We start from the raw sequence: 25,732 nt of genomic DNA on the forward strand, positions 1-25,732 counted from the left end.
CTCCACCATGCTGACCTATCCCTAACACAATGGCAGAGTGCTGATACGTCGATCAATACACAGGTTATTGGCAAGCTCGTCGGTCACATGCTGCGCCCTCATAGTCCGTAGCATTCCACTGTGCAGGCATGAAAAAAGCGCAGCCGTTGATGCGGCTGCGCTTTTTTCAGTGTTACCGCAGGCTCTGACCTCCAGCCTCTATCTCTCTCAGGCCTTGGGTGCTGCGACCAGACGCTGGCGCAAAGCCTCATACAGGCACACGCCGCTGGCCACCGATACATTCAAGCTCTCCACAGCGCCCTGCATGGGGATGCTGACCAGCGCATCGCAGGTCTTTCGGGTGAGCTGGCGCATGCCATCACCTTCAGCCCCCAGAACCAGCGCCGTAGGGCCGGTCAAATCCATCTGGTAGAGGTGCTTGTCGGCATCTCCGCTGGTACCAATCACCCAGATACCGCGCTCCTTGAGCTCCTTGAGTGTTCGCGCCAGATTGGTGACCATGAAATAAGGCACGGTCTCGGCAGCGCCACTGGCCACCTTGGCCACGGTGGCATTAATGCCAGCTGCATGATCCTTGGGAGCAATCACGGCATGCACACCCGAGCCATCGGCCACTCGCAGACAGGCTCCCAGATTGTGCGGATCGGTCACGCCGTCCAGAACCAGCAGCAAAGGCGCTTTCACGCCATCGGCCTCCAGATCATCGAGCAGCTCATCAAGGGTGCGAGTGTCCTTGACCTCTTCCACACGCGCAGCCACCCCCTGATGACCATGCGAGCCCGCCAGCTTGGCTATGCGCAGAGCATCCGCTTCAATCAGGCGCACCCCGGCTTCCTTGGCGCGCTCCAGAAACTGGCGCATGCGTGCATCGCGGCGCGAAGCCTCGAAATAGACTTCAATAATGGATTGGGGGGCGGTCTTCAGACGCACGCCTACGGCGTGGAAGCCGAACAGAACTTTGGGGGACGACATAGAGCCGCATTATCCGGGGGATTTCGCCAAGCCAGCGACGCAGTCCATCATGTCTGGGCTGTCAGCTGTGTTTTTTCATTGCCGCTACACTGCGCTCCCAACGGGCAGCATGCCAGCGCTTCATTTCGGCTACCAGTGCCTTGCGCAGGGTGTCAGCCTTCACACCGGCAGCCGCCCACGGGCTGCCAGGCCCGCCGGCTACTGTCCATATCCCCGCACAGTGCTCACGTATCCAGACTGCGCCGCCTTGCTCTTCATGCCGCGCCTCTGAGTACTTTCGCGCTTGTGGACTTCCTTTATTCCACCGTACACACTCAGCATGCTCAACGCTTTGCTCGATAGGCTCAACCGCACCAGTCTGGTGTTGCAGATTCTGATAGCCCTGATTCTGGGCGGCCTGGTTGCCTGGCTCTGGCCTGGCGCTGCCCAGCCCGTCTCCTTGCTGGGCTCACTGTTCATCTCCGCCCTGAAGGCAGCCGCTCCGGTGCTCGTGTTCCTGCTCGTCATGGCTGCCATCAGCGGCCACCGCCCCGGTCAGGAAACCCAGATCAAGCCTGTCATCTTCCTGTATGTCATCGGTACGCTGGCCGCAGCCTGCGTGGCCGTGGTGGCCAGCGCCCTCTTCCCTTCCGTGATTCACTTCCGCGAGGCCCCTCAGGTCGCAAGCGTGCCCGGCAATATCAGCCAGGTGCTGACCACCGTGGTCAAAAGCGCTTTCGACAACCCTGTCAATGCACTGCTGAACGCCAACTACATCGGCATTCTGGTCTGGGCCATTGCCTTGGGTGCAGCCTTGCGCCACGCCAGCGCTTCCACACGCGCCATGGTCGAGGACTTCGGCCAGGCCATCACCCGTGTGATCCAGGGCGTGATCCGTTTGGCTCCGCTGGGAATTTTTGGCCTGGTGGTTGCCACCTTCTCCGAAGGTGGCCTGGAAGCTCTCAAGGACTACGCCCACCTGCTGGCCGTACTCGTGGGCTGCATGCTGTTCGTGGCGCTGGTGGTCAACCCAGTCATTGTCTGGACGCAGACCCGTCGCAACCCCTATCCACTGGCGCTGACCTGCCTGCGCGAGAGCGCTATCACGGCTTTTTTCACCCGCAGCTCCGGTGCCAATATCCCCGTGAACCTTGCCCTGGCCAAAAAGCTCAAGCTCGACGAGAACACCTACAGCATCTCCATTCCCCTGGGAGCCACCATCAATATGGCAGGCGCGGCCATCACCATCAGCGTACTGACGCTGGCTGCGGCTCACACGCTTGAGATCTCGGCGGACATTCCCACCTCCATCTTGCTGTGCGTAGTCTCTGCGGTCTGCGCCTGTGGTGCTTCGGGTGTGCCCGGTGGCTCCTTGCTGCTGATTCCCCTGGCCTGCAGCTTGTTCAACATCCCCAACGATGTGGCCATGCAAGTCGTTGGCGTGGGCTATGTGATCGGCGTGATCCAGGACTCCACCGAAACCGCGCTGAACTCGTCGACCGACGTGCTCTTCACTGCCGCAGCCTGCCGCGCCGCCGAGCGCAAGGCTGGCCTGGAAGTCCCCCGCATCTGATCGATTCAATATTGATAGCTACCCTTCCTTACCAGCAAAGGGATAAAAGCAAAAAAAAGGCCTGTATTCACACAGGCCTTTTTTGATTCTTCATGGACCTGCGTGAAGTTTCAGACCGCTCTGCCCGCTTCAATGGTGATGCTGCGATCGCATTGAGCGGCAATCTGCCGATCGTGCGTGACCAGGATCAGGGTTGTGCCACGCTCTCGGTTGAGCGCAAACATCAGCTCCATGATGGTCTGCCCCGTGGCAAAGTCCAAACTACCGGTAGGCTCGTCTGCCAGCAGCACTGCAGGCTCGACGACAAAAGCACGCGCCAGTGCCACGCGCTGCTGCTCTCCGCCGGACATGAGCTTGGGATAGTGACCCAGGCGCTGCCCCAGCCCCACGCGCTCAAGCATCTGCGTGGCGCGGACTCGGGCATCGCGCGCACCCGCCAGCTCCAGCGGCAGCATCACGTTCTCCAGCGCCGTGAGATTGCCCAGCAGCTGAAAGCTCTGGAACACAAAGCCCATCTTCTGCGCACGCAGTGCGGCTCTGCCATCCTCGTCCAGGGCAAACAAGTCCTGACCTTGCAGTCGCACCGTGCCATGACTGGGCACATCCAGCCCCGCCAGAATCGACAGCAAAGTGCTTTTGCCCGAACCCGAGGCTCCGACAATGGCCACAGTCTCCCCAGCCGTGAAGCTCAGATTGATATCGCGCAAAATATCCAGCACGCCTGTGGAATCACTCACCGATTTGGACAGTTGCTCAACGGCAATCAAAGGAATGGCAAGAGTTGTGGACATGAATCAATTGAACAGCAAAAACATCGGAAATCGCAGCCAGCACGTGGGACTGCAGCGTCGCCACTGTATCGCTCTTGCCCTGTCTGTCGCCATTTCAGGGGCTTGTGGCCATGCGGCTGCTTCATCCACGGCCTCGGCCACGACGGCTTCCGCCCCCATCCTCGTGCTGGGCGATTCCCTGAGCGCTGAATATGGGCTAACCCGTGGCAAGGGCTGGGTGAAGCTGCTGCAGCAACGCCTGGAAGCCGAAAAAACGCCGCGCAAGGTGGTCAACGCCAGTATCAGCGGTGAAACCACCTCCGGCGGCAGATCGCGCCTTCCGGCGCTGCTCAAGCAGCATGCACCTGGCATCGTGATTCTGGAGCTTGGCGGCAACGATGCCCTACGCGGCCTGGCACTGCAAAACACTCAGCAAAACCTAGAAGCCATGGTCAAGGTTGCCAAGGCTGCCAATGCCCAGGTTCTGCTGGTGGGCATGCAGGTGCCGCCCAACTACGGCGCCAGTTACACCGAACAGTTTGCACAGTTGTTCAAGCAAGTGGCATCTGCCCATCAACTGCCGCTGGTGCCATTTTTGCTGGCTGGCATTGGTGACGGTGGCGGCAGCGCCAATACAGAGCAATGGTTTCAGAGTGACCGCATTCACCCCAACACCCAGGCACAACCCCATATGCTGGGCAATGTCTGGCCCACACTCAAGACGATGCTGAAATAGGCCACTGTTTCTTTGGTCAGTGAGCAAGTCTCACTGGCTTTCCACCAAGCTTCGCCGGTGGTAGCCAATCCAGCGCTTCCAGATACTGCGGCCCAGACGCCTGCACGCAGCAATGGCTGCATTGCGATACCCAAACACAGCCCCCTTGCGGATTCGAGCATTCTTGCGAGGAGGAATGATTGGGATAGCGTGGCGACGCAGCGATTTATGCAACCACGCCGATTCAATCCACACCACCCGCGGGGAACAAAGCGAAAAACTGGCTTCCTTCACCGGCCAATGGAGAGCGCTGCTGGCTCATCGCACGCAGCTATGGCCCCACGCCAGAGGTGATGGCCAACCATTTCCAGCTGCCGCTGGTGGAAGTCGTGCAGTAAGCCTGCACCGCCTGAGCGTCTGACCCCTTCTTCAGCCGCTCAGGCAGCCAATACCAGCATCAAGTACGCATTACCCCTATACGCATTTCCCGCAAAGCTGATGGCGCGAATCTCTCTCGCAGCCTGCCAAGACTGAACCTCAGTCACCTCCCCCTCCATCCGCCCGTCGCTGCTGCCAGCGTCGCCGTCACTGCCCTCCATCACCTTCCTTGGCAAGCATCTCAGTCACTCTCTCTCTGAGGGCTGGCACTGACACAGGACCGATAAGCGTGCCAGCTGGCACAGCCCAGAACTGGCCCCACGACAATCAGGCCCAGACTGTAAAACAGCAACGATGCAGACGTCAGCACGGTGATGAGCATGCCCCACAGCAGCATCACTGCCATATTCTCGGCAACCACGCGCATGCTGGTGATGCAAGCTGTCAGGGCATCCAGTCCCAAATCCAGAATGGCAGGCAAAGACACCACCATGCTGGAAAACACCAGTGCAGCAAAGATGGCACCCACAGCGGTGTAGCCGAGCAGGAATTGCCAGTTTTCGGGACGCAGCAGAGTCTGCAACAAAGTAGCTGTCGTGGGCATGCCTGTGTCGAATGAGACGGCAAACACCACCATGGCGGCACGGCCCCAGAGCATCTCCAGCACCATCAAAATCATGACCAGCAAGCCCATGCTGGCCAGATGCTTGTCCCAGCAGGTCAGTGACTGCGACAGCAGCACCGGTTTGCCCTGCTCCAGCCGTCGGCTGAGGTGATAAAGGCCCATGGCCATGAAGGGCCCCACCAGCAGACAGCCGCTGGCCATGGACATCACATACTCAGGACTGGCGCGAAACACCCAGAGCAGCAACCGCGCCATGGACCAGAAGCACAGTCCGTAAAAAAGCGCTGGGCCCGGTACGCGGCGCACATCCTGAAGACCCAACGCCAGCCACTGCCAGGGAGCACTCCAGCGCAGCGGCAGGATCTGCAGATTGCCGGACTCGGCCTTGACCTCGGAAACAGGGGAAGCTTGCATGCGAGACCCTCCTTGTTGCCATGCCGCACTGGTGTGAGGGCATAGGATGCCTACAAGTTACCTGCCCAGGCCGGGGTCTGCATTGCGGAAAGCCCGCATCAGCGGACTTCAGAAGCTATTAAAAATATAGCTTATTGCGCACGTTGAATATTGATTTCAGCATCAAAAGATACTGAAACCCTTCATCAACTAGCGGCAGTCGCTTTCATTTTGATAGCTTATCTAAATGCCTTGGCAAGTGCCTGGGCCAGGTCGGCCTGCAGGTCATCCGCCTCTTCCAGGCCGATGGCAAAGCGCACCACCGTGCCCGGTCTGATGTGCGGCGTGGCACGGCTGCGCATTTCGGGCAGCTCATAGGGCACGACCAGACTCACGGGCCCGCCCCAGCTATAGCCCAGCTTGAACAAGCGCAGGCTGTCGCAAAAGACATCAACCGCCGCCTGATCAAATCGTTCATCAATCACCACGCTGAACAGGCCGGCTGCCGCGCCCTGCGAGTTCTGGCCCTGCGCGCACAGCTGCTTCCAGAATGCATGACCGGGAGCGTCCGGCATGGCCGGGTGCAGCACCTGAGCCACGGCGCTTTGCGTGCCCAACCACTGGGCCAACTGGCGCGCCGCCTTGTCCTGCGCGTGGTAGCGCAGGCCAATGCTGGGCAGGCTGCGCAGCACGGCTTCGGCGTCGTTGCCGCTCACGCCCAAGCCCAGGCGCATGTGGGCGAGCTTGATGCGCATATGCAGGGGCTGATTGCGGGTGATGATGCTGCCCATGAGCACATCGCCACCGCCGCTGGGGTATTTGGTCAGCGCATGGGCCGTGACGTCGACGCCCAGGCTGCCATCACCCAGCAGATCAAAAGGCCTAAAGGCCAGGCCTGCACCCCAGGTGTTGTCCAGCACCGTGGTCACGCCCTTGGCCCGGCACAGGCGCACCTGCTCGATGAGATTGGGGAACTCCATGGTCACCGAGCCCGGTGCCTCCAGCCACACCAGTCGGGTGGCGGGGGTGATCTTGGCAGCCAGGTCTTCGACACTCATGGGGTCGTAATACTGGTGAGTAATTCCGAAATGCGCCAGCTCGCCCTCGGTCAAGGTCTTGTTCGGGCCGTAGACGTTATCGGGCACCAACACCTCATCACCGGTCTTGAGCAGCGCCAGCGACACGGTGGCAATGGCTGCCAGCCCGCTGGGCACCAGCAGGCATTGCAGCCCCCCTTCGAGCGAGGCTAGACGCTCCTCCAGCGTATACGTGGTGGGCGTGCCATGCAGACCATAGGTGTAGCTGCTCTTGTCCAGCCAGCGGCGCTCACGCATGGCCTGCACATTGTCGAAGTACACAGTCGATCCCTTGTGCACAGGCACGACCGGGCTTTCAAAATCCGCGGGAGCCTTATAGGGATGGTGGATCAGATGAGTGGATAGCTTGGTGTCGGCTTGGGTCATGACTGCATCTTAGTGGCATGCAGATACAAAAAAGCCAGAGGGCTTGCGCGCTCTGGCTTCATACGGGTCCGTGGCTGAAGCGTATCAGCCGGCCTTCACGGTCAGGTTGTTGTTAACCGAGATCACGCCCTTGGCGGCCTTGGCGATATCGCCCGCCTGGGTCTTGACGGCTTCGCTGGGCACTTCGCCGGTCAATGTCACAACGCCAGCACTGGTGTCCACATTGATCTGCAGGGCGCTGATTTCAGGGGCCTTGATCAGATCAGTCTTGACGGCAGCGGTAATGCCTGCGTCATCCAGGGCAGCGCCAGCCTTGGCAGCGCCTTCTTCGAGCTTGTTGCCTGCCTGCTCCACAGCAGCGCCTGTGGCTTCACCCGCCCTGGCCAGTGCATCAGCAGTTGCATCGCCCGCCTTGCTAGCACCTTCTTCAATCTTGTTGCCCGCATTTTCCGCAGCCTTCTCGGTCTGGGAAATGGCGGAGTCGAGCTTCTGGCCGGCTGTCTGGTTGTCGTCGGACTTACCGCAGGCAACCAAGCCAAAGGCCAGTGCGCTAATGGCCAGAACTTGAGCGGAGCGCTTGAACAAAGTGGTCATATCGATTTCTCCCTTAATGCTTGCAGAAACATGACGATGAACTTTAACGAATCATTATTCTTACTCGGATGCGAGCTCTTCCCGCATCCTTGTAGGACAGATTTGTCCGAATTCGTGACATTTGCCACAGTTTTTGTTTGGCGATGTGACCCAAGGCAACCGGCTGCAAATGCTGCATCAATCCGCCACGGCACTCATGCGAGGATGTCGTACAAACACCAGTCCTAGCACCGACCCCAGCACCATCACAAAGCAGGCAAAGACGCTCACGGCCGCGTTGATGCTCCAGTGATCGGCAATCCAGCCCACAGCCATCATGGGCAGCATGGAGCCCAGCAGACCAATGGTCTGATAGGTGGAGAGCATGCCCGCACGGTTTTCCGGCCTAGCAATGCGCCCCACCATGGTCATGCCGGCCAGCATGCTCATACCGTGACCCAATGCCGTCAGGCTCACGCCCAGCACAAACAGCCAGGTCGACTGCAGCTGCAAATTCGCCATCAGCATGGCATTGCTGACCACCAGCAGCGCCATGCCGGCAAAGCCGCAGCGATGCAGCGGCAGGTGCACTGCCAGCAACTGGATGCTGGCAGAGACCAGCAAAATCACGGCAATCGCCGTGCCACTGACTGCAGGGCCACTCCAGGGAATCATCTGCTGCAAAAACAAGGGGGCCATGGAGGCATAGAGCCCGAAGACGCCAAACGCCACAAAGGGGTAGCCACAGGTGAGCACAAAGGCTAGCGAATCCTCACGCCTAGGCCAGGTCAGGCGAGGCTTGCAGTCACTCCACTGCAAACGTCCCTGAGCCTTCTGCGCAGGAGGCAGCTTCAGCATCACCAGCCCTGCCACGCCCACGCAGCCCAGCACAAGTGGCGCCACATAGGCCGTCACCAGCGGCTGGGGCAGCCACTGCCCCGCCATGCCGCCAATCAAGGGCCCCAGACCAAAACCCAGCACATTGAGAAAGCTGGCCACCATAGCCACGCGATGCGGCGGCAGGCGGGTTCGCTCCGTGGCAGCCAGCACCGTCAGACCCGTGGTGGCACTGATCGTGATCAGGCTGGAGGCAATGCCAACCATGAAGCGCCCCACAATCAGACTGCTGAGATTCCAGGCCAGCATGGAGATCAATGTTCCCGCCAGCGTCAGCAGCAAAAAGAACAGCATGACGCGCTGAAAGCCAATGCGGTCGGGCAAGCGCCCCAGAAACAGCAAGGCGCACAAGCCGCCACACATGTAGAGCACATAGATCAGCGAAATATCGCTGGCCCGCAACTGCCAGGCCTGCTGATAAAGGGCATAGAGCGGACTGATCAGCGCCGCCCCCATCACTCCGACCACCAGGCCAAAACCCACCCAACCAACCGAGGCCTGCACCGATGCGGCGCCTGCCTGCCATGTATTGCTTTGCGGCATTGCTTGTCTCTTGATTCGGCCAGATCAGCAGCCCTAAAGAGTCGCCTAGCCCCATGTTTGTTTTGCAAATCATTATCTGCCGCATTGCTTTTGCACGCATAGGCCAAACAAGGGATATCAGCCACTACCCTTTATCAACAAAGAGGGAAAAGCTACACTTTCAATAGCACCCATGACAGCCCATCAAGTCCGCCAGCGTGGCAAAGCTATACTTCGCGCCCTACTGACAGCAGGATTTCCCGGCATGCGCCCGAACGTTTTTTTGCGCCCTTTGCTCTGTTTGAGTCTGCTTGGCCTTGCGGCCTGTGGCAGCAACCCGCCCAGCCCCTCCCCCTCCTCCGATGCCCCGGTGGTAACGACGGCTGCAGCGCCGATCAAGATTGGCCTGGCACTGGGCGGCGGTGCGGCCAAGGGCTTTGCGCATATTGGTGTCATCAAAATGCTGGAAGCCAATGGTTTCACGCCCAGCATGGTCGCTGGCACCAGCGCAGGCAGTGTGGTGGGCGCCATGTATGCCAGCGGCATGAATGCCTTTGAGCTGCAGCAAAAAGCCGTCTCGCTCGATGAAGCCAAGATTCGTGACCTGCAGCTGTCCTCGGGCGGACTGGTACTGGGCCAGAAGCTGGAAGACTATGTGAACGAGCAGGTGCTGCGCAAACCGCTGGAGCAGATGGCAAAGCCTTTTGTAGCGGTGGCGACCCGCCTGGAAGACGGCGAGCGCACCGTGTTTGCGCGCGGCAATGCAGGTCAGGCAGTGCGGGCCTCCAGCAGCGTGCCCGGCGTGTTCCAGCCCGTGACGATTGGCAAGTACCACTATGTGGACGGCGGCATCGTCAGCCCCGTGCCTGTCGATGCCGTACGCAATCTGGGTGCGGACATCGTGATTGCCGTGGACATCTCCAACAAGGCCAGCGGCAAGACCCCCGCCAATATGCTGGGTGCGCTCAATCAGTCGATTGCCATCATGGGCCAGAAGCTGGGCCAGGCCGAGCTGGCGCGGGCCGACATCATCATCCGCCCCAAAGTGCTGGACATTGGCCCCGCCGACTTCACGCAACGCAGCCACGCCATTGTGGAGGGCGAGAAAGCGGCCACGGCGCTGATGCCGCAGATTCGCGAACGCATTGCCCAATTGCGTGCCGAGCGCGCCAAGGCCGTGCAGGTGGCCCAGCAAAAAGCGGCTGAAGCCAGCCATCAGGAATGCCTGAAGCAGCGCTCCAGCCTGCAAAAGCTCTCTGGCCTGGTGGGTATGAGCGACAGTTGCGAAAAGCCTTGAGCTTCATTGCCCACAAAAAAGGCCCGCTGATGCGGGCCTTTTGCTGTGCGGGAAGACTCAGAAGGCCTCTTCCTCCAGATTCGCACAAGTCATGTCGCGCGCCTTGACCACCTGCAGCCAGGCACCAATGCGCGGCAGCTCGTAATGGAAGAAATAGCGCTGGGCCGCCATGCTGCCGCGATGCGCGGCAATGGCCAAGTCGCCATCAGTGCGCAGCACCGCCAGCGCCACATCCAGCCAGATCCAGGCCAGCACCACATGGCCAAAGGCCTGCATATAGGGCACGGCATTCGCCAGTGCCTCCTGCGGGTTGCCCGTGGCCCAAGCGGCCTTGGTGGTGGCGCCGACCTCGGACAGCGCGCGCGCCAGCTGGTTGGCATGGCAGGTGAGCTTTTCATGCTGCAACGCCTTCTGAATCGTGGCCTTGATGCGTGCAGCCAGCAGTTGCAGGCCCTTGCCGCCATCCATGACGACCTTGCGGCCCAGCAGATCCATGGCCTGAATGCCATGCGTGCCTTCGTGAATCATGTTCAGACGGTTGTCACGCCAGTACTGCTCTACCGGAAAGTCACGCGTATAGCCATAGCCGCCATGAATCTGAATGGCCAGTGAGTTGGCCTCCAGGCAGAACTCGCTGGGCCAGCTCTTGGCAATCGGCGTCAGAACCTCCAGCAGCAGCTTGGCATCTGCCGCTTCCAGCTCGCTGCCCGTGTGCTGCTCGTCCACCAGTCGCGCACAAAACAGATTGAGCGCCAGCGCGCCTTCGCAATAGGCCTTCTGGGCCAGCAGCATGCGCTTGACGTCGGCGTGCTCGATGATGCGCGACTGGGGCTTGCTGGCATCCTTGCCCCCGATACCAATAGGTCGCCCCTGAGGGCGGCTTTGCGCATATTCAAGACTGGCGTGATAACCGGCCATGCCCAGCATGGTGGCGGCCGTGCCGATGGAGATGCGTGCCTCGTTCATCATGTGGAACATGCATTTGAGGCCCTCGCCAGGCTTGCCGACCAGATAGCCAATGGCACCCGAGGCACCGCGCACCGGATATTTGCCTTCGCCAAAGTTGAGCAGCGTATTGGTGGTGCCGCGCCAGCCCAGTTTGTGATTGAGGCCCGCCAGCGCCACATCGTTACGCTCGCCCGTGAGTCGGCCTTCGGCATCGACCAGCTTCTTGGGCACGATGAACAGCGAGATGCCCTTGACGCCCGGAACGGTCTTGCCGTCAGCGCCTGGAATCTTGGCCAGCACCAGGTGCACGATGTTCTCGGTCATCTCATGGTCGCCCGAGCTGATCCACATCTTGTTGCCCTTGAGTCGGTAGCGCGGCCCAAGGGCCTCGCTTTCGAAATCCGCGCCATCGGGCTCGGCACGCGTGGCGATATCCGACAGCGACGAGCCCGCCTGCGGCTCGGACAGCGCCATAGTGCCAGCCCAGCGGCCGTTGAATTCGTTTGCGGCAAAGACTTTTTTCTGCAGCTCAGTGCCATGGGCCATGATGGCATTGGCATTGCCGCTGGTCAGCATGTTTGAGCCTATGCTGATCGAGGCCGCAGCAAAAAAACAGTTGGCAGCCGCCTCCACCGTGTAAGGCAGCTGCATGCCGCCCATCTCGTAGTCCTGGGCCGCGCTGAGCATGCCCGACTCGGCGTAGGCCTCGCGGGCCTCGTAGGTGCACTGGGGCAGGATGACTTTCTCGCCATCGAACTGCGGCTCTTGCGTATCGACCGTACGATTGAAAGGCGCGTATTTCTCGCGCGCAATGCGCTCGCAGGTATCCATCACCGCATCAAAGGTGTCACGCGAGTGATCGGCAAAACGGGGGCGGCTGGTCAGCCCTTCGGCCTGCAGCCAGTCGTAGAGCAGAAAATCAATGGTAGAGCGCAGGCGCATATTCAATCTCATTAAAAATTGCCTCAAGCCCTTTACCAATAAGCGCTCTCAGCTATCAAAATATTCTTTTTCAATAATTAAAAAGCCGCATCCCGCAAGCAGGACTGCGGCTTTTTTACAGGCTGCGTTTACAGGACTTCGAAGATGCCTGCAGCGCCCATGCCGCCGCCTATGCACATGGTCACGCAGACGCGCTTGGCACCGCGGCGCTTGCCCTCAATCAGCGCATGACCCGTGAGCCGCTGGCCCGAGACGCCATAGGGGTGGCCCAGCGCAATGGCGCCACCGTTGACATTCAGGCGGTCAGCCGGAATGCCCAGCTTGTCGCGGCAGTAGATGACCTGCACGGCAAAGGCTTCGTTGAGTTCCCACAGGTCGATGTCATTAATGGACAGGCCCAGCTTCTTGAGCACCTTGGGGATAGCGTAGATGGGGCCGATACCCATTTCATCGGGTTCGCAACCGGCCACGGCAAAGCCCAGGAAACGACCCAGGGGCTGGAGGCCCTTGCGCGAGGCATAGGCTTCGCTGACCACCGCGCAGGCGCCAGCCCCGTCGGAGAACTGGCTGGCATTGCCGGCCGTGATTACGCCGCCGGGCAGCGCGCTGCGCAGGCCGCTGATGCCCTCTTTGGTCGTGCCTTCGCGAATGCCCTCGTCCTGGCTGACGGTCACTTCCTTGGTGACCATGCCGCGCACCTTGTCGACCACGCCCATGACGGTCTTCATGGGCGCGATCTCGGCCTCGAACAGACCGGCCGCCTGAGCCGCCGCGGCTTTTTGCTGGCTGGAAGCGCCATATTCATCCTGCGCATCGCGGCTGATGTTGTAGCGTTTGGCCACCTGCTCCGCAGTCTGCAGCATGTTCCAGTAGATCTCGGGCTTCATGGCAGTCAGCTCGGGATCGAAAGCCATGTGCGGATTCAGATGCGGCTGCACGCAGGAGATACTCTCTAGCCCCCCGGCCACCAGCACATCGTTCTCGCCCGCGATGATGCGCTGGGCAGCCAGTGCAATCGCCTGCAGGCCCGATGAGCAGAAGCGGTTGATGGTCAACCCCGAGGTTGTGACTGGCAGACCGGCACGAATGGCAATTAGACGCGCGACGTTGCCCCCTGTCGTACCTTCGGGCAGCGACATGCCCATGATCACATCCTCGACCTCGGCGCCCTCAATGCCTGCGCGCTCCACCGCGGCCTTGACGACATGGGCGCCCATGGTAGGGCCGTAAGTCATATTGAAAGCGCCCTTCCAGCTCTTGGTCAGCGGGGTACGCGCGGTAGAAACAATCACTGCGGATGTCATGTTCTGTCCTTTGATTCTGGGTATTGCATAGCTGTTTACACAGACCAGCAAATCGAAGATTTGCTTTTGAGACGAGGCGCGTAAGCCGCAGGCAGTACGAGTGGTACGACAAGGCTTCGCAACGACGTCTCCAGGTCTGTGTACGCAGTGATTAGCTGAACTGCTTGCCTTCGGCGGCCAGCTTGGCCAGCAGCGGCGCGGGTTGCCAGAACTTTGCATCGTCATTAGGGTTCTGGGCAAAGCGCCCCATGGCCTGTACTACGTTGAACAGTCCCACCTCACCGGCGTAATGCATGGGGCCGCCGCGCCACAGCGGAAAGCCGTAGCCGGTCAGATAGACCATGTCGATATCGCCGGACTTGCCCGCAATTCCGTCTTCCAGAATGTGCGCACCTTCGTTGACCAGGGCGTAGACCAGACGTTGCACGATTTCCTCGTCGGAGATCTTGCGCGGCGTGATTCCCAAGCTCTTGCGATGCTCGTCAATCATCTTGCTCACCACCTCCGAAGGGATGGCGTCGCGCTTGCCGGGCGCATAGTCATACCAGCCGGCGCCGGTCTTCTGGCCGTAGCGGCCCAGTTCGCACAGACGGTCGGCACTGGCGCTGTACTTCATGCCGGGTTTTTCGACATAGCGGCGCTTGCGGATGGCCCAGCCGATATCGTTGCCGGCCAGATCGCCCATGCGGAACGGTCCCATGGCAAAGCCGAACTTCTCGATGGCCTTGTCGACCTGCTGGGGCGATGCGCCTTCGTCGAGCAAAAAGCCTGCCTGGCGCGAGTACTGCTCGATCATGCGGTTGCCGATAAAACCATCGCAAACGCCCGAAACCACGGCCGTCTTTCGGATCTTCTTGGCCACCTTCATCACCGTAGCCAGCACATCCTTGGCGGTTTCCTTGCCGCGTACCACTTCCAGCAGCTTCATCACATTGGCGGGGCTGAAGAAGTGCATGCCCACCACGTCCTGTGGACGCTTGGTGAAGGCGGCGATCTTGTCCACATCCAGCGTGGAGGTGTTGGACGCCAGAATCGCACCGGGCTTGGCCACGGCGTCCAGCTGCTTGAAGACTTGCTCCTTCACACCCAGCTCCTCAAACACCGCTTCGATGATGAGGTCCGCATTACCTAGGTCGGCATAATTCAGCGTGGTGCTGAGCAGCGCCATGCGCTGGTCGTATTTTTCTTGGCTCAGCTTGCCCTTCTTGACCTGGGCTTCGTAGTTCTTGCGGATGGTGGCCACGCCGCGATCGAGTGCTTCCTGCTTGGTCTCCAAAATTGTGACGGGCACGCCAGCGTTCAGGAAGTTCATGGAGATGCCGCCGCCCATGGTGCCAGCACCGATCACGCCCACGGCCTTGATATCACGCACCGGGGTGTCCGACGGCACATCGGCGATCTTGGAGGCCGCACGCTCGGCCATGAACAGATGGCGCAGCGAACGCGACTCGGGCGTCATCATCAGCTGCATGAAGGCTTCGCGCTCTGCGGCCATGCCGTCGTCAAACTTCTTGGTCGTGGCGTTCTTGACGGCCTCCAGGCAGCGCAGCGGTGCCGGGAAGTTCTTGGACATGCCCTGCACCATGGTCTGGGCAAACTCGAAGTACGCCTCACCTTGGGGGTGCTTGCAGGGCAGATCCCGCACGCGCGGCAGCGGACGGGCATCGGCCACCTCCAGCGCATAGGCCTTGGCCTCGGTCAGCAGGCTGTCTGCCGAGGACGCCATCTTGGTGAACAGCTTCTGGCCGGAAACCATGGCCAGCATCTCGCTTTGGATGGCTTCGCCGGTGACGATCATATTGAGCGCTGGCTCCACACCCAGAGCACGCGGCAGGCGCTGCGTGCCGCCCGCACCGGGCAGCAGGCCCAGCTTGACTTCGGGCAAAGCTACAGCCGTGCCGGGTGCAGCAATGCGGTAGTGACAGCCCAGCGCCAGCTCCAAACCACCGCCCATGCACACGGTGTGAATAGCGGCAATCAGCGGCTTGGTAGACAAGTCCAGTTGCTGAATGACGGAGATCAGATGCGGTTCACGATAGGCATCATCCTTGCCGAACTCGGTGATATCCGCGCCACCCGAAAAGGCCTTGCCTGCGCCAGTGATGACAATGGCTTTCACGGCAGCATCTGCCAGAGCCGTATTCAGGCCATCAACGATGCCCCTGCGTGTGGACCAGCCCAGGCCGTTGACCGGCGGATTGTTCAATGTAATGACGGCAACTGCGCCATCCACCTTGTATTCAGCAGTCATGCTGTTGTCCCCTATTCGATAGTTGAAAAAGAACGGTCGTGCGTTTTTGATTTTCTAGATTTTGCTGCGTTGCGCAACTGCGGTTTGTCCTCAGCGAGACACCTGCCTCTGCTCTGCAAAAACTAGCGCACACCAAGCCAGAAACACCAAGCAAGGGCCGCCCCGCAGCGAAGGTGTTGTCCCCCTCCCGCGAAGCGAGAGAGGGGGAAGCCGCAGAGCGGCTCAAGGGGTGCTTCAAACTTCAAGCCATTCCTTGCGGACTTTTTCGTTGGCTCTGAGTCCATCGGGTGTGCCGTCAAACACAATGCGACCATGGCCCATGACCAGCGCCCGGTCCGAGATACTCATGGCGATGGTCAGTTTTTGCTCAATCAGCAGCACAGACACGCCACGCTCCTTGATCTTTTTCAGGTACTCGCCCACCAGCTCCACAATCTTGGGCGCCAGCCCCTCCGTGGGCTCATCGATGATGATGAGATCCGGATCCCCCATCAGCGTGCGGCACAGCGTCAGCATTTGCTGCTCCCCTCCGGACATCACGCCCGCTTCGGTGTGCTGACGCTCCTTGAGACGGGGAAACATGGCATACATGTCATCAAAGCCCCAACGACTGCCTTTGCTCTTTGCCTTGCCCTTCTGGCCCAGCATCAGGTTCTGGTGCACGGTCAGATTGGGGAAGACATCTCGGCTTTCCGGTACATAGCCAATGCCCAGATGCGCCACCTCATAGGCCTTTTTGCCGCGAAGGTTCTGCTGCTTCCAGTCCAGCCCGCCCTCCCAGTGCACCAGGCCCATGATGGCCTTGGCCGTCGTGGAGCGGCCCGAACCGTTGCGCCCCAGCAAAGCCACGATTTCGCCAGCATTGACTTCCAGGTCCACGCCATGCAGCACATGGCTTTTGCCGTAGTAGGCATGCAAATCGTTGATCTTCAGCATCTCAATGCGCTCCTGCCTGTTGGTCTGCGACGGAAGATCCCAGATATGCTTCTTGCACTCTGGCGTTGGCACGCACGGCTTCGGGCGTGTCAAAGGCAATGACCTCACCATAAACAACTACAGCAATTTTGTCCGCCAGCCCAAACACCACGCCCATATCGTGCTCTACTGTTAATAGCGTTTTTCCTTCTGTCACCTTCTTGATGAGCTGGATAAAGTGCGCGGTTTCGCTGTTGCTCATGCCCGCAGTCGGCTCGTCCAGCAAGATCACATTCGCTCCTCCGCCGATGGTGATGCCTATCTCCAGCGCGCGCTGCTCGGCATAGGTCAGATTCACGGCCAGCGTGTCACGCTTTCGGTGCAAGCCGATCATCTCCATCAGCTCCTCGGCACGTGCATTGGCGTCATGCAGGTTCGACAGAAAACGCCAGAAGCTATAGCGATAGCCCAGGCTCCAGAGCACGCTGCAGCGCAAGTTCTCGAACACCGAAAGCTTGGGAAAGATATTGGTGATCTGGAAGCTGCGCGACAGCCCCATGCGGTTGATCTCAAACGGCTTTTTCCCGTCGATACGCTGACCATGGAGCAGCACTTCACCGCTAGTGGGCTCAAAACGGCCACTGATCAGATTGAACAAGGTGCTCTTGCCCGCACCGTTGGGGCCGATGATGGCGACACGCTCTCCGGCTTTGACCGCCAGTTGGGCACCACGAATGATCTCTGTCTTGCCAAAACTCTTGCGCAAATCGCGCAGCTCCAGTGCATAAGAAGAGCCAGAGCCTGCTTGCTGCGTTGCTGATGCGGGATGAGTAGCAATACTGGACATGGCTCAGCCCTCCCCTTTCTTGATGCTTTCTTCAATGGCTTCCTGTATCTGCCCCCAGCGACGTGCCGTCACGCGGCGCGCGGTCTCCAGCAGGCCCAGCCCCGCCACGAACACCACAATCGCCACGACCCAAGTGGCTGCTGCACTGGTGTCCAGCTCGGTCCCCATGAATGGCACTTGGGGCCCCAAGGCGGCATTGAGCTGCAAGTGGTAAATCATCTCGATCAACGAAGCCGCCCCCACCACAGTCACCATGCCCGTCACCACAATCGCCAGATAAGGCATGAGCAAGCGCTTGAAGTGCCCGAACTTGGCGACGCGCAGATTCATCATGATCAGACTGGCCACACCGCCGGGCGCATACATGACCATGAGCAGAAAAACCAGGCCCAGGTACAGCAGCCAGGCCTTGGTCAGTTCGGACAGCAGCACCGAGGCCAGCACCAGCAGCACGGCTCCGATGATGGGGCCGAAGAAGAAGGTGGCACCGCCCAGGAAGGTGAACAGCAGATAGCCCCCTGAGCGCACCACACTGACGCTGTCCATGGCCGTGATGATCTCGAAATTGATGGCCGTCAGTCCACCACCGATGCCGGCGAAGAAGCCCGCGATGATGAAGGCAAAGTAGCGCACACGCTGGGTGTTGTAGCCCACGAACTCCACGCGCTCGGGGTTGTCGCGCACGGCGTTGAGCATGCGACCCAGAGGCGTGCCCGTGAAAGCAAACATGGCTGCCGTGCAGACAAAACAATACGTGGCGATCAGGTAGTAAACCTGCAAGCCCGAGCCAAAGTCCAGCCCGAAGAATTGGCTGTAGACCCGGTCCGTGGTAATGCCGCCCTCGCCGCCAAAGAACTCGGGAAACATCAGCGCCATGGACGCCACCAGCTCACCCAGGCCCATGGTGATCATGGCAAAGGTGGTGCCGGACTTTTTGGTCGTCACATAGCCAAACAGCACAGCAAAGAACATGCCGGCAAGGCCTCCCACGATAGGGATGAGCACCAGCGGGATCGCCATCTCGCCTGCGGCAGCCTTGTTCATCGCATGAATGGCCAGAAACGAGCCCAGACCGGTGTAGACCGCATGGCCGAAGCTCAGCATCCCGCCCTGCCCCAGCAGGATGTTGTAGGACAGACAGATGATGATCAGATATCCCATCTGGCTGAGCATGGTCAGCGCCAGCGAGCTGGTGAAGATCAGCGGCGCCACAATCAGCGCCAGCGCAAACAGGCTCCAGACCACAATGCGCCCCAGGTTCAAGGGCTTGAAACGGTAATGCGCCTGAGACTTCGTGCTTTCTGCAACAGTAGAGTTCATGGTGTTTTTCGCAATCGAAGACATGGCTCAATCCCCTCTTGTGCCCAGCAGCCCTTTGGGGCGGAAGATGAGAATCAGCACCAGGAACAGATAAGGCAGGATGGGTGCGACCTGCGATACCGTCAGGCGCAGCACAGGCCAGCCAAAGGTGGATTCATTGACCTGGTGTCCCATGGAAGTCAGGGCACTGGCCATGGACCAGTCGATGGCCACGGCAAAGGTCTGCACCACGCCAATCAGCAGCGAGGCCACGAACGCTCCAGCCAGCGAGCCCATGCCCCCTACGACCACCACCACAAAAATGATGGAGCCAACAGATGCCGCCATGGCCGGCTCGGTCACATAGGTGTTGCCGCCAATCACACCGGCCAGGCCCGCCAGCGCGCAGCCGCCGCCAAATACCAGCATGAAGACGCGCGGCACGTTGTGGCCCAGCGCCTCCACCATCTCGGGGTTCTTGAGGGCAGCCTGAATCACCAACCCGATGCGCGTGCGCGTCAGCAGCAGCCACACAGCCACCAGCATCAGCAGTGCCACTAGCATCACAAAGGAGCGCGACTTAGGAAACTGCGTGCCGTACAGCGTGAACAGCGGCCCCTGAAGCGACGGTGGCAGCGCATAAGGCACGGTACCTCGGCCCCAGACCAGTTGCACGACCTCCAGAATCAGATAGGACAGGCCGAAGGTCACCAGTAGCTCCGGCACATGGCCGTACTTGTGCACGCGGCGCAGGCTGTAGCGCTCGAACAGCGCGCCCAGCACGCCCACCAGCACAGGACAGATGAACAATGCGGGCCAGAAACCGATGATGCCGCTGAGCGTATAGGCGAAGTACGCGCCCAGCATGTAGAAGCTGGTGTGGGCGAAATTGAGCACACCCATCATGCTGAAGATCAGCGTCAGCCCCGAGCTGAGCATGAACAGCAGCAGCCCATAGCTCACGCCATTGAGCATGGAGATCGTGAAAAATTCAGGCGTCATTGACAGGCCTTGCTTTGGAGAAGACGAAAGAAAGCTGCTGCAGCGCGCTGCCTTGTTGGCATGTTTATGGGTGTGCGGGCCGCAGCATTCACAAGCGCTGCCCGGCTCAGGAAGGCCGCTTCATCTGGCAGCTGGTGGGCGTGCTGGCCACATAGGGCTCGTAATACTTCACAGGCGCAAAGGTGTAGCCTGTGTTCTCCGCGTCATACGGATACTTTCCACCGGCTTTTTGCCACTTAGAGATATACAGCCCCTGTTGCAACTGGTGATCGCTCTTGCGCATCTCGACCTCGCCGTTGAAGCTTTTGAGCTTCATGCCCTCCAGCGCTGCGGCAACCTTGACTGGATCGGTCGAGCCTGTCTTCACAAAGGCTGCATCCAGCAAGGCAAACACGTGGTAGATAGAGCTTTGTGTGAGATCGTCATGGAACTTCTTCTTGAAGCTCTCCATGCTGGCCTGAATCGGTGCTCCCATGTTGTAGTGACCATAGGTGACGGTATAGACCTTGCCATCGGAGGCTGCGCCCATGGCTGTGGGAGCCCCCGGACCAAAGGCGTAGTAGGTATAGAACTTGACGTTGTTCAGGCCGGCATCATTGGCGGCCTTGAGCAACAGCGACAGATCGGCGCCCCAGTTGCCGGTGATCACGGTGTCAGCGCCTGACTGCTTGATCTTGGCCACATAGGGTGCAAAGTCGCGCACCTGCGCCAGTGGCGAGAAATCGTCGCCCACGATCTGCACATCGGGGCGCTTTTTCTTGAGCAGGTCCTTGGCATATTTGGAGACCTGCTGGCCGTGACCGTAGTTCTGGTTGATCAGGTAGACCTTCTTGACCTCGGCGTCATCCTTCATGAAGGTGGTCAATGCTTCCATCTTCATGGAGGTATCTGCATCGAGGCGGAAATGCCAGTAGCTGCATTTGCTGTTGGTGAGGTCGGGGTCCACAGCCGCATAGTTCAGATACAGCAGCTCCTTGCCCTTGTTGCGGTTGTTGTGCTTTTCCAGCGCATCCATGATGGCCAGAGCCGGGCCGGAACCATTGCCCTGGGTCACATAGCGCACGCCCTGATCCATGGCCGAGCGCAAGGCTGCCGTGGTCTCCTGGGGGCTGAGCTTGTTGTCCAACGCCACCACCTCGAACTTCACGCCCGATGCATTTTTCTGATTGAACTCTTCGGCCAACAGCTGAAAGGTCTTGAGCTGGTTCGTTCCCACCGCTGCCATCAAACCCGACAAGGGGTCGATCCAGGCAATCTTGACGGTTTCACCCTTCTGAGCCCAGGCACCACCAGCGCTCACAGCCATAGCCGAGACAGCCACCGCACGCATAACCCATTTCATACTTGTCTCCTTTCATTGTTTTTGATAGCGACTGACGCCAATCTACCGGCCGGTAGACTTTTTCCCGCTGGGGAAAGCCTTAGTAACTATCACGCAGGCGACTTGCAGAGCCGATTCGCAGCGGTTGACGACACTTGCGCGACAGCTGCTCACAATTGCAGACGAATAACTGACAAATGACTGATAAACAGCAGTTAAAGGGCAGAGAAAAGGCGCCACCAGGGCGCCTTCAACTTCACTCCTGCCCCACTCCTCAGGATGGGCGCTTCATCTGGCAGCTGGTGGGAGTGCTGGCCACATAGGGCTCGAAATATTTCACGGGTGCAAAGGTGTAGCCCGTGTTCTCTGAATCAATGGGGTTCTTGCCTCCGGCCTTCTCCCAGCGCGTGATGTACAGCCCCTGCTGCAACTGGTGATCGCTTTTGCGCATCTCGACCTCACCGTTGTAGTTCTGGAATTTCATGCCTTCCATGGTCGCAGCCACCTTGACCGGGTCGGTGGTCTTGGCGCGTGCAAAGGCCTGATCCAGCATGTTCAGGCCCGTGTACACCGTGCCGGTGTACATATCGTCATTGACCTTGGCCTTGAAGCCCTTGACGATTTTCTCCATGGTGCCAGGCATGTTCAGGTGGCCATAACCCACCATATAAACCTTGCCGGCAGCTGCTGCCCCCATGGCAGTAGGCGCACCAGTGGCAATGCCGTAATAGGTGTAGAACTTGACATTGTTCAGGCCCGCATCATTTGCCGCCTTGATGAGCAGTGCCAGGTCCGAGCCCCAGTTGCCGGTAATCACCGTATCGGCTCCCGACTGCTTGATCTTGGCCACATAGGGAGCAAAGTCACGCACCTGCGCCAGCGGCGAAAAGTCATCGCCCACGATTTCCACATCGGGGCGCTTTTTCTTAAGCATGTCCTTGGCGTACTTGGACACCTGCTGACCGTGCGCATAGTTCTGGTTGATCAGATACACCTTCTTGACCTCAGGCAGGTCTTTCATATACGTGGTCAGCGCTTCCATCTTCATGGAAGTATCGGCATCCAGACGGAAATGCCAGTAGCTGCACTTGCTGTTGGTCAGGTCTGGGTCCACCGCCGCATAGTTCAGGTACACGACCTCCTTGCCCTTGTTGCGCGCATTGTGCTTTTCCAGAGCGTCCATGATGGCCAGAGCCGGGCCCGAGCCATTGCCCTGGAAGACATAGCGCACGCCCTGGTCCATGGCCGAACGCAGCGCCGCCGTGGTTTCCTGTGGGCTGAGCTTGTTATCAATGCCGATGATTTCAAATTTCACGCCCGAAGCACTGCTCTTGTTGATCTCTTCGGCCGCGTACTGCAGGCTCTTGAGCTGGTTGGAGCCCAGCGCCGCCATCAGGCCGGACAAGGGGTCAATCCATGCCACCTTCACCGTCTCGCCCTTCTGGGCCATGGCTCCTCCTGCACATGCCAGGATCACCGATGCTGTCAAAGCCTTGATTGCAAACTTCATAAAGCGTCTCCGTTGGTGGTTATGAGCGACGCCCAGACTAAGGCGTAAGCCAGCGCTTACAGCTTGGGGCTTGCCCTAGCGCTTATCACCTTGGAGACGCTGGTTTCCCCTTGGGTAAAAAAATTTAAAATAATAGCTATCTGCGCTTACTACATAAGGGTTTGGGGCGTTTTTTATTTAAAAACTAGCAAACCAATCAAAGTGGCAGCTGACTTTCCGTCAGGGGCAATCCCTGGGCATTCGTCATCAGCTGCGGCGCACGCACCTGCTTCTCAGACTCGGCCTTGTCAGCGATTTCATCCATGGCTTGGTCAAAACTCAGCTCGCCTGCCTTGACCCTGGCCAGTATGGGAGACAGGCTGGGATAGCGGTCAAAGCGCTCTCCCAAAGCCAAGGCCACGCACAGGTAGTTGAGCAAGTCTCGCGTCCCCGCCAGCCCTAGCCTGCGCGCATACACCAGTTGCTGGCGCGCAAACCAGTGCATGGCCAGCGGCTCGAACTTGTCGCGCAGATGCACCTGGTTCAGGTTCACGTAATAGATCAGCAGATCAGGAACACTCGCTTGCACCAAGGCATCCACCTGAACGGCACTGAACCTCAGTGGCATCGGGGCCGCCAGCTCGGCAAAGTCGCCAACTGCATATTCATGCAAGCGACCCGAGCGGCTCCAGCACCACCAGTGGCTTATCGGCCCCAACAGGGCTCGGCTTTGCATGGGACTGAGCACCGGTTCGATGCGACTTTGAGTCTCGACATCGCTTTGCCCTAGCAGCGCTGCCAGTATGGCGGGGTCCCAGAACGCCAGATAGCTGTCGTTCTGGGCTGGCATTTCGGGGGACATGGCGCGGCGCAGGTGAGCCAGCAGCAGCGGCATCCCGCACTCGCTGGCCAGCAAGGTGGCACAAGGGCTGGCTTGCACCACATCCAGCACAGCGTTGAGAAAGTCTTGCTGCACATTTTTCAATGCCTGGCCGCTGCGCCCCAGATGCACCAGCCAGGGGCTGACCTGCCCCTCTTTGCTGCCGCGCGAGAAAGCAAACAATGCCTCGGCACCGCTTGGCGGTAGCCGGCCCAACAAGTCGCGCTGCTGCGCCGCGTCCAGCAGCAGATACAGCTGCATCGGCTTGCCCTGCAGCTTGAGCTGAGACCAACGCTCGGGCCAGGTCTTGCGCGCAGGCTTCACCTCCTGCCAGGACAAGGGCTTGCTCATGCTGGCTCCTTGTTCACAAAAGCAGAGCGCTGCTGTGCACGGCGCACCAGACATTCCATGCAGACATCGTGCGGGGCTGTCACCTTGGAAGCCTCCTGTACCGCCTCTGGCGCGCAAGCCACTGCAGGCAGTGCGCAGGCTCCGAGCCCGCCCATCAGCGCCATAGCCAGCAACTGCCGCCGTGGCAGAGCACAGGAAGCAGACTCATCTGCTTCAGAAAAGGGCTGACAGTCACAACAAGAGGCCGCAAGAGACATAGGCACGAAAAACCTGTGGGCAAAAACAAAATAGCCATCATCGCATGGTGATGGCTTTAGTTTGGCAAGGGCTAGGCTCAGATCGTGGGCAACTGGTAGTCCTTGAGCTCCTCGCGCAAACGGGTCTTGAGCATTTTGCCCGTAGCGCCGATGGGGATGGCCTGCACAAAAACCACATCATCAGGAATCTGCCACTTGGCCGTCTTGCCTTCGTAGAACGCCAGCAACTCCTCGCGCGCCAGCTCCATTCCAGGCTTTACCACCACCGCCACTATGGGGCGCTCGTCCCACTTGGGGTGAGGCATGCCAATGCAGGCCGCCATGGCCACGGCAGGATGGGCCATGGCAATGTTCTCAATATCGATAGAGCTGATCCACTCGCCGCCCGACTTGATCACGTCCTTGCTGCGGTCGGTGATCTGCATATAGCCGTCGGCATCGATCGTCGCCACATCTCCCGTGGGGAACCAGCCACGACCTTGCGCATCCTTGACCAGCGGGCTGCCGCTGCCTTTGTAGTAGCTGTCAATAATCCAGGGGCCTCGCACCAGCAGATCGCCATAGCTCTTGCCATCCCAGGCTTGCTCCTCACCGGATTCGTTGACGATCTTCATATCCACACCAAAGATGGCTCGTCCCTGCTTCTGGCGAATCTGAACCTGCTCATCACTCGAGAGGGCCAAATGCTTGTTCTTGAGCGTGCAGGCCGTACCCAGCGGACTCATCTCGGTCATGCCCCAGGCGTGCAGCACTTCGACGCCATAGTCCTCCTGAAAAACGCGAATCATGGCTGGCGGGCAGGCCGAACCACCAATCACCGTGCGGTTGAGTTTGGTAAAGCGCAAACCCGCTGGCTTCATATAGCCCAGCAGCATCTGCCAGACGGTGGGCACGCCTGCGGCAAAAGTCACGCCCTCGGCCTCGATCAGTTCATAGACCGATTTCCCGTCCAGAGCCGGGCCAGGAAAGACCATCTTGCAGCCCGTTAGCGCCGCCGAATACGGCAGGCCCCAGGCATTGACGTGGAACATGGGTACCACGGGCAGGACCGAGTCGCGGGCCGAAAGACACATCACATCGGGCAAGGCCGCCGCATAGGCGTGCAAAACGCTGGAGCGGTGGCTGTAAAGCGCCGCCTTGGGGTTGCCTGTAGTGCCACTGGTGTAGCACATGCTGGAGGCGGTGTTTTCGTCAAACTGCGGCCAGTCGTATGCCTGCGACTGACCATCAATCCAGCTCTCATAGCTAATGAGACCAGGAATGCCGCTGTCGGCCGGCATTTTGTCGGCATCGCACAGCATCACCCATTGCTTGACGTCGGGGCACTTGCTGTGCACGGCCTGAATCAGCGGCAGAAAGTTCAGTTCAAAGCACAGCACCTTGTCTTCGGCGTGGTTGACGATCCAGGCAATCTGCTCAGGATGCAAACGCGGGTTGATGGTGTGCAGCACCCGGCCCGAGCCGCTGACACCGAAGTACATCTCCATATGGCGATAGCCATTCCAGGCCAGGCTGGCCACGCGCTCGCCTTGAGCCAGCCCCATGGCGTCCAGCGTATTGGCCAGCTGGCGCGCACGCGCCGCCATGTCCTTATAGGTATAGCGGTGAATATCACCCTCCACGCGCCGGGAGACAATTTCTCCATCCGCATGGTTGCGCGCGGCAAATTCGATCAGGGAAGAAATCAACAGCGGCTGGTTTTGCATCAGACCCAACATTGGCATGTCTCCTGGATATCGTTGTGATGATCGGAAAGCATCCTAGCGTGC

Annotated in this window: 20 protein-coding genes and 1 pseudogene; 3 read left to right on the plus strand and 18 right to left on the minus strand. The window is 59.5% G+C overall.

All coding sequences use genetic code 11. The features are described from left to right. Positions 1-207 precede the first annotated feature (207 nt). Positions 208-972 carry a 23S rRNA (guanosine(2251)-2'-O)-methyltransferase RlmB gene (gene rlmB, locus AC2I9W_RS03140; protein ID WP_486408573.1) on the minus strand — a complete coding sequence of 255 codons (765 nt, stop codon included), beginning with the start codon at positions 970-972 and terminating at the stop codon, positions 208-210. Positions 973-1,291: 319 nt separating this feature from the next. On the opposite strand from rlmB, the gene sstT reads away from it, so the two are divergent. Beyond that, positions 1,292-2,524 carry a serine/threonine transporter SstT gene (sstT, locus tag AC2I9W_RS03145; RefSeq protein WP_486408574.1) on the plus strand — a complete coding sequence of 411 codons (1,233 nt, stop codon included), beginning with the start codon at positions 1,292-1,294 and terminating at the stop codon, positions 2,522-2,524. Positions 2,525-2,634: 110 nt separating this feature from the next. Here sstT and AC2I9W_RS03150 read toward each other — a convergent pair whose 3' ends face one another. Next, positions 2,635-3,315, minus strand: coding sequence for an ABC transporter ATP-binding protein (locus AC2I9W_RS03150; RefSeq protein ID WP_486408575.1), 681 nt, complete (start codon positions 3,313-3,315; stop codon positions 2,635-2,637). Here AC2I9W_RS03150 and AC2I9W_RS03155 point away from each other — a divergent pair. Then, positions 3,314-4,030: an arylesterase gene (locus AC2I9W_RS03155; protein ID WP_486408576.1), complete on the plus strand. Its 717-nt coding sequence runs from the start codon at positions 3,314-3,316 to the stop codon at positions 4,028-4,030. The genes AC2I9W_RS03150 and AC2I9W_RS03155 overlap by 2 nt on opposite strands. Before the next feature lie 33 nt (positions 4,031-4,063). On the opposite strand, the pseudogene AC2I9W_RS03160 reads toward AC2I9W_RS03155, so the two are convergent. The 5 genes and pseudogenes from AC2I9W_RS03160 to AC2I9W_RS03180 form a co-directional block, all read right to left on the minus strand. Next, positions 4,064-4,228: pseudogene (locus AC2I9W_RS03160) on the minus strand (IS5/IS1182 family transposase); the annotation flags it as partial. 400 nt (positions 4,229-4,628) lie between these two features. Beyond that, complete coding sequence (locus tag AC2I9W_RS03165; protein WP_486408577.1) at positions 4,629-5,426, minus strand: DUF2189 domain-containing protein; 798 nt, start codon at positions 5,424-5,426, stop codon at positions 4,629-4,631. A gap of 218 nt (positions 5,427-5,644) precedes the next feature. Further along, complete coding sequence (locus AC2I9W_RS03170) at positions 5,645-6,868, minus strand: PLP-dependent transferase (protein ID WP_486408578.1); 1,224 nt, start codon at positions 6,866-6,868, stop codon at positions 5,645-5,647. Between the two features lie 84 nt (positions 6,869-6,952). Further along, a complete protein-coding gene (locus AC2I9W_RS03175; RefSeq protein WP_486408579.1) occupies positions 6,953-7,462 on the minus strand; it encodes a BON domain-containing protein in 510 nt (169 codons plus the stop codon). A 177-nt stretch (positions 7,463-7,639) separates the two neighbouring features. Beyond that, positions 7,640-8,881 carry an MFS transporter gene (locus AC2I9W_RS03180; protein WP_486408580.1) on the minus strand — a complete coding sequence of 414 codons (1,242 nt, stop codon included), beginning with the start codon at positions 8,879-8,881 and terminating at the stop codon, positions 7,640-7,642. Positions 8,882-9,125: 244 nt separating this feature from the next. Between AC2I9W_RS03180 and AC2I9W_RS03185 the strand changes: the two genes are divergently transcribed. Beyond that, complete coding sequence (locus tag AC2I9W_RS03185; protein ID WP_486408581.1) at positions 9,126-10,157, plus strand: patatin-like phospholipase family protein; 1,032 nt, start codon at positions 9,126-9,128, stop codon at positions 10,155-10,157. Positions 10,158-10,214: 57 nt separating this feature from the next. On the opposite strand, the gene AC2I9W_RS03190 is transcribed toward AC2I9W_RS03185, so the two are convergent. The 11 genes from AC2I9W_RS03190 to AC2I9W_RS03240 form a co-directional block, all read right to left on the minus strand. Next, the gene (locus AC2I9W_RS03190; protein WP_486408582.1) at positions 10,215-12,047 is read right to left on the minus strand and encodes an acyl-CoA dehydrogenase; all 1,833 of its coding nucleotides are present in this window, start codon (positions 12,045-12,047) and stop codon (positions 10,215-10,217) included. A gap of 128 nt (positions 12,048-12,175) precedes the next feature. Continuing rightward, the gene (locus tag AC2I9W_RS03195; RefSeq protein WP_486408583.1) at positions 12,176-13,351 is read right to left on the minus strand and encodes an acetyl-CoA C-acyltransferase; all 1,176 of its coding nucleotides are present in this window, start codon (positions 13,349-13,351) and stop codon (positions 12,176-12,178) included. Between the two features lie 151 nt (positions 13,352-13,502). Beyond that, positions 13,503-15,602, minus strand: a complete 2,100-nt coding sequence (locus tag AC2I9W_RS03200) for a 3-hydroxyacyl-CoA dehydrogenase NAD-binding domain-containing protein (protein ID WP_486408584.1) — start codon at positions 15,600-15,602, stop codon at positions 13,503-13,505. A gap of 234 nt (positions 15,603-15,836) precedes the next feature. Further along, positions 15,837-16,538 (minus strand): ABC transporter ATP-binding protein, encoded by a 702-nt coding sequence (locus AC2I9W_RS03205; RefSeq protein ID WP_486408585.1) that lies wholly within the window; start codon positions 16,536-16,538, stop codon positions 15,837-15,839. Between the two features lies 1 nt (position 16,539). Then, on the minus strand, positions 16,540-17,364 hold the full coding sequence (locus tag AC2I9W_RS03210; RefSeq protein ID WP_486408586.1) for an ABC transporter ATP-binding protein: 825 nt from the start codon (positions 17,362-17,364) through the stop codon (positions 16,540-16,542). 3 nt (positions 17,365-17,367) lie between these two features. Further along, positions 17,368-18,708 (minus strand): branched-chain amino acid ABC transporter permease, encoded by a 1,341-nt coding sequence (locus tag AC2I9W_RS03215; protein ID WP_486408587.1) that lies wholly within the window; start codon positions 18,706-18,708, stop codon positions 17,368-17,370. Positions 18,709-18,711: 3 nt separating this feature from the next. Beyond that, a complete protein-coding gene (locus AC2I9W_RS03220; RefSeq protein ID WP_486408588.1) occupies positions 18,712-19,665 on the minus strand; it encodes a branched-chain amino acid ABC transporter permease in 954 nt (317 codons plus the stop codon). Between the two features lie 106 nt (positions 19,666-19,771). Further along, positions 19,772-21,007 carry a branched-chain amino acid ABC transporter substrate-binding protein gene (locus AC2I9W_RS03225; RefSeq protein WP_486408589.1) on the minus strand — a complete coding sequence of 412 codons (1,236 nt, stop codon included), beginning with the start codon at positions 21,005-21,007 and terminating at the stop codon, positions 19,772-19,774. Positions 21,008-21,260: 253 nt separating this feature from the next. Beyond that, entirely contained in the window at positions 21,261-22,496 is a 1,236-nt protein-coding gene (locus AC2I9W_RS03230; protein ID WP_486408590.1) for a branched-chain amino acid ABC transporter substrate-binding protein, read from the minus strand. 196 nt (positions 22,497-22,692) lie between these two features. Continuing rightward, positions 22,693-23,706, minus strand: coding sequence for a DUF4123 domain-containing protein (locus AC2I9W_RS03235; protein ID WP_486408591.1), 1,014 nt, complete (start codon positions 23,704-23,706; stop codon positions 22,693-22,695). 334 nt (positions 23,707-24,040) lie between these two features. After that, positions 24,041-25,681: a 3-(methylthio)propionyl-CoA ligase gene (locus tag AC2I9W_RS03240; protein WP_486408706.1), complete on the minus strand. Its 1,641-nt coding sequence runs from the start codon at positions 25,679-25,681 to the stop codon at positions 24,041-24,043. Positions 25,682-25,732: the final 51 nt, after the last annotated feature.

It is taken from the genome of Comamonas sp. FUJ_7 (assembly GCF_057369555.1).